This is a genomic window from Cellulomonas septica, assembly GCF_012396155.1.
GTDB classification, from domain to species: domain Bacteria; phylum Actinomycetota; class Actinomycetes; order Actinomycetales; family Cellulomonadaceae; genus Cellulomonas; species Cellulomonas septica.
The window spans coordinates 1-8,233 of record NZ_JAAXOY010000094.1 but is presented as its reverse complement, the minus strand read 5'-3'; the positions used below and the strand labels follow the sequence as shown (position 1 = coordinate 8,233).

The 8,233-nt window shown below is 74.1% G+C and carries 11 protein-coding genes; 2 read left to right on the top strand and 9 right to left on the bottom strand.

What is annotated here, in order from left to right:
- Positions 1 to 1,048 (bottom strand): ABC transporter ATP-binding protein (locus HGA02_RS05800; RefSeq protein WP_210728219.1); only part of this gene is annotated, 1,048 nt, incomplete at its 3' end.
- A gap of 184 nt (positions 1,049 to 1,232) precedes the next feature.
- Here HGA02_RS05800 and HGA02_RS05795 point away from each other — a divergent pair.
- The gene (locus tag HGA02_RS05795; RefSeq protein WP_168678204.1) at positions 1,233 to 1,868 is read left to right on the top strand and encodes an alpha/beta fold hydrolase; all 636 of its coding nucleotides are present in this window, start codon (positions 1,233 to 1,235) and stop codon (positions 1,866 to 1,868) included.
- Positions 1,869 to 1,902: 34 nt separating this feature from the next.
- On the opposite strand, the gene HGA02_RS05790 is transcribed toward HGA02_RS05795, so the two are convergent.
- From HGA02_RS05790 to HGA02_RS05760, 7 genes are all read right to left on the bottom strand, one after another.
- Positions 1,903 to 2,388, bottom strand: a complete 486-nt coding sequence (locus tag HGA02_RS05790; RefSeq protein WP_168678203.1) for a hypothetical protein — start codon at positions 2,386 to 2,388, stop codon at positions 1,903 to 1,905.
- Complete coding sequence (locus HGA02_RS21600; RefSeq protein ID WP_343035302.1) at positions 2,389 to 2,679, bottom strand: DUF167 domain-containing protein; 291 nt, start codon at positions 2,677 to 2,679, stop codon at positions 2,389 to 2,391.
- Between the two features lie 16 nt (positions 2,680 to 2,695).
- On the bottom strand, positions 2,696 to 3,250 hold the full coding sequence (locus HGA02_RS21595; RefSeq protein ID WP_168678202.1) for a hypothetical protein: 555 nt from the start codon (positions 3,248 to 3,250) through the stop codon (positions 2,696 to 2,698).
- Between the two features lie 57 nt (positions 3,251 to 3,307).
- A complete protein-coding gene (locus HGA02_RS05775) occupies positions 3,308 to 3,574 on the bottom strand; it encodes a hypothetical protein (protein ID WP_210728218.1) in 267 nt (88 codons plus the stop codon).
- Between the two features lie 57 nt (positions 3,575 to 3,631).
- Positions 3,632 to 3,856: a hypothetical protein gene (locus tag HGA02_RS05770; RefSeq protein ID WP_168678201.1), complete on the bottom strand. Its 225-nt coding sequence runs from the start codon at positions 3,854 to 3,856 to the stop codon at positions 3,632 to 3,634.
- 53 nt (positions 3,857 to 3,909) lie between these two features.
- Positions 3,910 to 4,902, bottom strand: coding sequence for a malate dehydrogenase (locus HGA02_RS05765; protein WP_168678200.1), 993 nt, complete (start codon positions 4,900 to 4,902; stop codon positions 3,910 to 3,912).
- Between the two features lie 128 nt (positions 4,903 to 5,030).
- Positions 5,031 to 6,248, bottom strand: coding sequence for an NADP-dependent isocitrate dehydrogenase (locus tag HGA02_RS05760; RefSeq protein WP_168678199.1), 1,218 nt, complete (start codon positions 6,246 to 6,248; stop codon positions 5,031 to 5,033).
- A 261-nt stretch (positions 6,249 to 6,509) separates the two neighbouring features.
- Between HGA02_RS05760 and HGA02_RS05755 the strand changes: the two genes are divergently transcribed.
- Positions 6,510 to 7,517: an aquaporin gene (locus HGA02_RS05755; RefSeq protein ID WP_168678198.1), complete on the top strand. Its 1,008-nt coding sequence runs from the start codon at positions 6,510 to 6,512 to the stop codon at positions 7,515 to 7,517.
- A 173-nt stretch (positions 7,518 to 7,690) separates the two neighbouring features.
- Here the strand turns inward: HGA02_RS05755 and HGA02_RS05750 are convergent, their stop codons facing one another.
- Positions 7,691 to 8,095 (bottom strand): DUF3017 domain-containing protein, encoded by a 405-nt coding sequence (locus HGA02_RS05750; protein WP_168678197.1) that lies wholly within the window; start codon positions 8,093 to 8,095, stop codon positions 7,691 to 7,693.
- Positions 8,096 to 8,233 lie beyond the last annotated feature (138 nt).

The following is an 8,233-nucleotide window of genomic DNA, read 5'->3' as shown; positions in this document are numbered from 1 at the left end:
CTCCGTGCGCGATCGCGTCCCGCACGGTCAGCGCCCCGGGCTCGGCGTCGCCGACCCGGACCGTGCCGCCGGTCAGGGGACGGAGGCCGAGCGCGACCTCGCACAGCTCCTTCTGCCCGCTGCCCGCGACACCGGCGACCCCGACGAGCTCCCCCGGCCTCACGTCGAGGTCGACCCCCTTGAGCGCCACGTGCCCGCGGTCGCCGCGTGCCGTCGCGCCGCGCAGCCTGAGGGACGGACGGTCGGTGTCGGGAACGGGCGTGCGCTCCTGGGCGAGCGGCGGGACGCGCCGGCCGACCATGGCCTCGACGAGCTCGGCGTCGGTGAAGCCCGCGGGGTCGGCCGCGCCGACGACGACGCGCCCGCCGCGGAGCACGGTCACCTGGTCGGCGATCGCGCGGACCTCGTTGAGCTTGTGCGTGACGAGGACGACCGCGAGCCCCTGGTCGCGGAGTTGCGCCACGACGCCGAACAGCGCCTCGACCTCCTGCGGCGCGAGCACGCTCGTCGGCTCGTCGAGGATCACGAGGCGCGCGCCCGTCATGAGGACCTTGAGGATCTCGGTGCGCTGCCGCTCGCCGATCGACAGGTGCCGCACGGTGGCCGCCGGGTCGACGGACAGGCCGTACCGCGCGGAGGCCTCGGCGACCCGCGCCGACAGCGCGCGCAGCCCGAGCAACGGCCCCTCGGGGAGTGCGAGGGCGATGTTCTCGGCCACCGTGAGCGCCGGGACGAGCCGCAGGTCCTGGAACACCATGCCGATGCCGAGCGCACGCGCGTCCGCCGGGCTCCCCGGCTCGACGGGCGCGCCGTCGACGTAGAGACGTCCCTCGTCCGGGGTGTAGACGCCGTACAGCATCTTGAGGAGCGTGCTCTTGCCGGCCCCGTTCTCCCCGATCAGCCCGTGCACGGTGCCCGGGAGGACGGTGAGGTCGACGTCGGCGTTGGCCAGGACCTCGCCGAACCGCTTGGTGAGGCTGCGCGCCTCGAGCAGCGCGGGCGGCTTGCCGACCCGGCTCGCGGCGCGGACCGCGGGCTCGGCCGTCACGGCCGGCTCGCACCACGCCGGGACGGCGTATGCAGTGCCGTATCCCTCCGTGTATCCATGCGCCCGGACGCTACGACCGTGATGTTTCGGACATACGCGCTCGACGTAACACCTGCGTGTCCGCGCGCCTCGGCCGCTCCGGGCACCACCGCCGAGGCGCCTGACGGGCCATAGGCTCGCGCCCATGCCGCTCCCCCGCGTGGTCCTCGTGCACGGCGCCGGCACCACCGCGCACGTCTGGGACCGGGTGCGGCCGCTCCTGCTGGACGTCGCCGACGTCGTCACCCCCGAGCGGCCGAGCACCGGTGACCTGCCGCGCGAGCTCGACGCACTGGGCGACGTCGAGGGTGCGGTCGTCGTGGGCGTCAGCGGAGGTGCGACGCTCGGGCTCGCCCTGGCCGCCTCGGACGTCCCGCTCGCCGGCGCCGTCCTGCACGAGCCCGCGGTCGGCTCGCTCGTCCCCGGCTTGCTCGACCACGTCCTCGCCGGCTGGGCCGCCGGCGGCGTGGCCGGCTTCGGCACCGCGCTCTACGGGCCGACGTGGGACGCGTCGATGGCGGCGGACGACCCCGACGCCGTCGGTCGCGACCTCGCGATGTTCCGCCGCTTCCAGCCGTCGCCCGTCGCACCCGCCCAGGGGCCGGTCGTGGTCACCGTCGGCGCCGACTCACCGCCCGCTCGGCACGCCGCCGCCGACGCGCTGCGGCCCTACGGCGTCGAGGTCCGCGTCCTGCGGGGCTGCGGCCACTTCGTCCACCACGACGCCCCGGCGGTGCTCGCCGCCGCGGTGCGCGACCTCCTGCGTCGCCTCGGCGACTGAGCTCGTGGGCGCGGCCTCGACGGTCGCGTTGCCGTCACCCGTCCGACGGCACCCTCGCGCGCACCACGCTGTCGTGGAAGTACGCGTACTCCAGCAGCCCGCGCACGTCGTCCCGCCACACCGTGACCTCGTGCGACCGCACGACCGCTTCGGGCAGCACCTCGATCGCCCGGTCCGCCGCCACCCGCACGCTCGGCAGGGTGGAGGACCCGCCCCACGACGCGACGAGCGAGCCGCCCTCCCCGGCCAGGGTCCGCAGCTCCCGAGCGAACGCGTCCGGGGTCGCCGTCGTCGAGCGCACGACGCACCCCGGGTGGGCCGACCAGTCGACCGAGCCGTCGGACCTCCGCGAGAACCGACCGACGGTGTCCCGCTCGACGCGCAGGTGCTCCTCGACCGTCAGCAGCTCGACACCCTCGCACGCGACCCACTCGGCACCCGTCGCGCGCGTCCACGTGAGGCGCACCAAGCCCGGCGGCAGGAGGTCGGGCCGCGACCCGTACACCTCGTCCCTCGTCACTCACTCACCTTCCGTCGCGGGCATCTCTCGGTCCCCGCCCAGGAGCGACGCGACCCGGGTGCCGACGTCCGCGGTGACGACGGCGTCGTCGACCTCCACGACCTTGTCCCGGCTCGTCGCGCCCGACACGAGCGAGACGTGCCGCCGTCGCACCCCCAGCGCGTCGGCGAGCGCGACGAGCGCCGCCTCGGTCGCCGCGCCGTCAACCGCACGCGCCTGCACGGCCACCACCAGCCGGTCCCCGTGCAGGCCGCCGACGCGGGTGCGCGACGCCCCCGGCCTCACGCGCACGGCGACGCGCACCGTCTCAGGACTCCGGCCGGCGATCTGCGGCACCGACCGCCGACCCCTCCCTCGAGAAGTGCCCGTGGTCGGGCTGGCCCGCCAGATTCGCCTCCACCGCCACGATCGCACCCGTCCGCGCGAGGCCGACCCGCACCGGCCCGGTGCGGAGGAGGCGCTCGACAGGCGCGTCCGAGAACCAGAGGGTCACGCGGTCGCCCTCGGCCGAGTACGTGAGCGCGCCCGTGACGTCGACGTCGGGCCGTTCCGGCTCTCGGGGGTCGCTGCCCGCGATCCAGGACCAGGTCGCCAGGTCGACCACCGCGGTCCGGTCCTCCTCGACCTCGGCGCTCTCGAGCGTGCGGTGCACACGCCGCGGCAGGTTGATCACGATCAGCTCGCAGAGCTCGCCGGAGTCCGGGTCGACCTTGAGCTCGACGAACCCACCCGCGGGATCGGTGACGTACAGGTAGACACGCGCCCCGGGTGTGTCGTCACCCCAGACGACGTCGAGCGGGATCCACGGGTCCGGCGCAGCGACGGCGGTGCGGCACGGCGCCGTTCCGACGGTTGCGATCACACGGTGACGATAGCCGCGGCTCGACCACCCGGAGCCCGCTCCCCGCCGCAGGCTCCCTCAGTCGTCGTGCCACGTGCACGCCGACCACTCCGGCGGGAGGTCCGCCCGCTCGGCCCAGCGCGTGGTGCCAGGCCTCACGTGCACGTCGTCGACGACGTGCCACGTCGGGCTCCACGGGTGGAGACGCGAGTCCCGCGCAGCCTCGACGGGGTCGAGCCAGACCTCCCCGACGTCGTCGCAGAACAGGATGACGCGACCCGACTCCGTCACCATCGGTCGGACCAGCCCTTGGTGGTCGTCCGGGCACTCGCGCAGCCACAGCACGGCTCCCCCTCTCGTCCCGTCGATCGGCAGAGCCCGGGGCGCGTGCCCGCGCTCCGCCTAGTACTCGCGCCAGTCGAACGCGCGCCACGACGCGGGCAGCTCGTCCCGCGTCGCCTCACGGGTCGGAGCAGCCAGCAGCGATCCCTCGTCGTTCTGCCTGCTCGGCGCGGGCGGCCGGTAGAACGCGTCGACCGTCACGTCGGCCGGGTGGAACCAGATCTCGCCCTCCTCGTCGCAGGACAGGATCACGACGCCGTACCGGGTCAGGATCGGCTTCAGCAAGCCGTAGCTGCAGACGGGACACTGCGTCAGGTAGAGCTGGGGATGCCGACGGTTCACACGAGACCCAGCGCGCGGACGGCCTCGCGCTCCTCGACGAGCTCGGCGACGGACGCGTCGATGCGCGCGCGCGAGGCGTCGTCGATGTCGAGGTCCGGGACGATCTGCCACTCGCCGCCCGACGACGTCACCGGGAACGAGGAGACGAGCCCCTCGGGCACCCCGTACGACCCGTCGGACACGATGCCCGCGGACGTCCAGTCCCCCTCGGGCGTGCCGTGCACCCAGGTGTGCACGTGGTCGATCGCGGCGTTGGCCGCCGACGCGGCCGAGGACGCGCCCCGCGCCTCGATGATCGCCGCGCCGCGCTTCGCGACGGTCGGGATGAAGGTGTCGCTGAGCCAGGCGTCGTCGCCGACGACCTCGCGCGCCGGCCGGAAGCCGATGGTCGCGTGCGACACGTCGGGGTACTGGGTCGCGGAGTGGTTGCCCCAGATCGCGACGCGGCGGATGTCGTCGACGGACGCACCCGTGCGGGCGGCGAGCTGCGCGACGGCCCGGTTGTGGTCGAGCCGCGTCATGGCCGTGAAGCGCGCGGCGGGCACGTCCGGGGCGTGCTGCGCGGCGATCCAGGCGTTCGTGTTGGCGGGGTTGCCGACGACCAGGACGCGCACGTCGTCGGCCGCGCCCGCGTTGATCGCCGCCCCCTGCGGGCCGAAGATGCCGCCGTTGGCGGACAGCAGGTCGCCGCGCTCCATGCCCGCGGTGCGCGGGCGGGCGCCGACGAGCAGCGCGACGTTGACGCCGTCGAACGCGGCGGTCGCGTCGTCGTGGATGTCGATGCCCGCGAGCAGCGGGAACGCGCAGTCGTCGAGCTCCATCGCGGTGCCCTCGGCGGCCTTGACGGCCTGCGGGACCTCGAGCAGCCGCAGCCGCACGGGTGTGTCGGGGCCGAGCAGCTGCCCGGACGCGACCCGGAACAGCAGCGCGTAGCCGATCTGGCCGGCGGCCCCCGTGACGGTGACGTTGACAGGCTGGCTGGCGGGCACGGCTGCTCCTCGGGGACGACGACGGCGGCGGCCCCGGTCGGGGCTACCCGCACGCTACCCGGACCCGGGCGCGCGCGAAGGGCGGCACCCCCACGGGATGCCGCCCTTCGTCGTCGTGCGTGCCGGGGTCAGCCCAGGCGCGCCGAGAGGTTCTCGTCGAGCGCGGCGAGGAACTCCTCGGTCGTCAGCCAGGCCTGGTCCGGACCGATGAGCAGCGCGAGGTCCTTCGTCATCTTGCCGCTCTCGACGGTCTTGATGACGACGTCCTCGAGCGTCTCGGCGAACTGCGTGACCTCGGGCGTGGCGTCGAGCTTGCCGCGGTGCTTGAGGCCGCCCGTCCACGCGAAGATCGACGCGATCGGGTTCGTCGACGTGGGCTTGCCCGCCTGGTACTGGCGGTAGTGGCGCGTGACGGTGCCGTGCGCGGCCTCGGCCTCGACGGTCTTGCCGTCCGGGGTCATGAGGACCGACGTCATGAGGCCGAGCGAGCCGAAGCCCTGCGCGACGGTGTCGGACTGCACGTCGCCGTCGTAGTTCTTGCAGGCCCAGACGTAGCCGCCCTCCCACTTCATGGCCGCGGCGACCATGTCGTCGATGAGGCGGTGCTCGTAGGTCAGCCCGGCGGCGTCGAAGTCCGCCTTGAACTCGGCGTCGAACACCTCCTGGAAGATGTCCTTGAACTGGCCGTCGTAGGCCTTGAGGATCGTGTTCTTGGTCGACAGGTAGACCGGGTAGCCGCGCTGCAGGCCGTACGCGAACGAGGCGCGCGCGAAGTCGCGGATCGACTCGTTGAAGTTGTACATGCCCATCGCGACGCCACCCTCGGCCGGGTACGTCACGACCTGCTGCTGGATCGGCTCCGAGCCGTCGGCGGGCGTGAACGTCAGCGTCAGGGTGCCCGCGCCGGCGACCTTGAAGTTCGTCGCCTTGTACTGGTCGCCGTGGGCATGACGGCCGATGATGATCGGCTTGTTCCAGCCCGGCACCAGGCGCGGGATGTTGCTGATGATGATCGGCTCGCGGAAGACCACGCCGCCGAGGATGTTGCGGATCGTGCCGTTGGGCGAGACCCACATCTTCTTCAGGCCGAACTCCTCGACGCGCGCCTCGTCGGGCGTGATCGTCGCGCACTTGACGCCGACGCCGTGCTCCTTGATGGCGTGCGCCGCGTCGATCGTCACCTGGTCGTCGGTGGCGTCGCGGTTCTGGATCGACAGGTCGTAGTAGCGCAGGTCGATGTCGAGGTACGGGTGGATCAGGCGGTCCTTGATGAACTGCCAGATGATGCGCGTCATCTCGTCGCCGTCGAGCTCGACGACCGGGCCGACGACCTTGATCTTCGCCATGCGGGGGTCTCCTGTGCCGTGGGGAGGGCCCTGGCGGGCCCGGGGGCCGGGGCCGCGCGCACGCGGGGGAACGCAGCGGCCGGCGGTTTCCGCGGACAAGATTACTCGACATCAAGACATCTCGGTGACCGGACGGCCCGGCGATACCGCGCCCCTGCTCAGGCAGGGCTGGCATGCTGGCCCCCATCAGCAACGGCGCAGCGGGTTGGCCGGCCCGGCCCGCGCACGCGCCCGCGGACACGTACTCACGACAGGACCGACATGTCCCACGACACGCCTGACCAGACCGCCGGCGCGCCCGACGAGAAGGCCGCCGCCGCCGGCCCCGCCCCCACGAACGCGACCGCCGCCGCGACGGGGTTCGCGAAGCCCGGCGACACCACCGGCACGCCCGCCGTGCCGCCCGTCCCGAGCGACGCGGACGAGGAGGTCGACGCGTACGTCGTGCCCGCCGGCACGGTCGTCACCACCGGCCCCGGACTGCTCGCGCGGATCGGCGCCGAGGCGTTCGGCACGTTCGTGCTCGTCCTCGCCGGCGTCGGCACCGCGCTGTACGCCGCCGTGACGCAGGCCGGTCCGCTCGCGGTGGCCCTCGCGTTCGGCATCGCGGTCTTCGCGGGGATCGCCGCGGTCGGCCACGTCTCCGGTGGCCACTTCAACCCGGCCGTGACGTTCGGCGCCGTGCTCGCGGGCCGGACGTCGTGGCGCGACCTGCTCCCCTACTGGCTCGCGCAGCTCGTCGGCGCCGTCGCGGCGACCGCCGTGCTGTTCGTCGTGGTGACGACGCTGCCCGCGCTCGCCGACCAGGAGCGCGGCTTCTTCTCGGCCACGTCGAACGGGTTCGCCGCCCACTCGCCCATCGCCGCGCAGGCCGGCGAGGGCTTCTCGTGGATCGGCGCCGGGCTCATCGAGCTCGTCGTGACCGCCGTGTTCGTCGGCATCATCCTCGGCGCGACCGACCGCCGCTCCACCTCGGGCGCCGCCCCGGCCGCGATCGGCCTCGCGCTCGCCGCGCTGCTGCTCGTCGCGATCCCCGTGACGAACGGCTCGCTCAACCCGGCCCGTTCGCTCGCGACCGCGATCTTCTCCGAGTCGTGGGCGCTCGAGCAGGTCTGGCTGTTCTGGGTCGCGCCGCTCCTCGGTGCCGCCATCGCCGCGCTCCTCTACCGCGCGTTCGCGTCGGAGCCGGTCGAGGACAACCTCTTCGAGGAGGACGACGTCTACGTCACGACCGACGACGTGCTCGTCGTCGAGGACCGCAAGGCCTGACTGCACGTCCGACGGGCCCGGCTCCCCACGGGGGGCCGGGCCCGTCGTCGCGTCCGGGCCCGGTCGTCCCGCAGCAGGGGGTCGAGGCTCAGGCGCCCGGCAGCAGCGGGTCCGGCGCAGGCGCCCGTCGACAGCGCATCCGGGCCCAGCACCCGGCGGCAACGCGTCCGGGCTCAGGCGCCCGGCGGCAGCGAGTGGGCGAGGACGCCCAGCGAGAGCGCGGCGCCGAACAGCAGCACGAGGTCGATCGGCTTGGACCGGACCGAGATCGCGACCGGGCCGGGCGACGGCCATGCCGCGCGCACGACGCCGCACAGCGCCATGACACCCGCGAGCGTGTACGCCCCGGCGCGGGCACCGACGACGAACGCGACGAGCACGGACAGGACCACACCGGCGCTCGTCCACCACAGCGACGCGTTGCGGGCGGCGTCGAGCGACGCACGAGCGATCGCGCGCGGGTCGAGCGGCGCCTCCTCGACGGGGATGGGGCCGGTCGCCGGGGGCACGTCGGGCTCGGCCGACGACGACTCGTGCGTCATCCGCGGCCACTGCGGTCCGACCCGCTCCTGCACCATCGATCAGCCTCCCGACGGGAGACTACCGTTGCGCGGGTGACGCCCTGGACCCCCGCCGCCGCGCCCGACCCCCGCAGCACCGCGCGGACGGCGGCCGGGGGCAGCGACGGACCGGCGGTCCCCCCACGCGACGTGCTG

Bases quoted from the DNA above. Each gene is read 5' to 3' on its own strand.
- HGA02_RS05795 (WP_168678204.1), top strand. From the start codon at position 1,233: ATGCCGCTCCCCCGCGTGGTCCTCGTGCACGGCGCCGGCACCACCGCG.
- HGA02_RS05760 (WP_168678199.1), bottom strand. From the start codon at position 6,248: ATGGCGAAGATCAAGGTCGTCGGCCCGGTCGTCGAGCTCGACGGCGAC.
- HGA02_RS05755 (WP_168678198.1), top strand. From the start codon at position 6,510: ATGTCCCACGACACGCCTGACCAGACCGCCGGCGCGCCCGACGAGAAG.
- HGA02_RS05750 (WP_168678197.1), bottom strand. From the start codon at position 8,095: ATGGTGCAGGAGCGGGTCGGACCGCAGTGGCCGCGGATGACGCACGAG.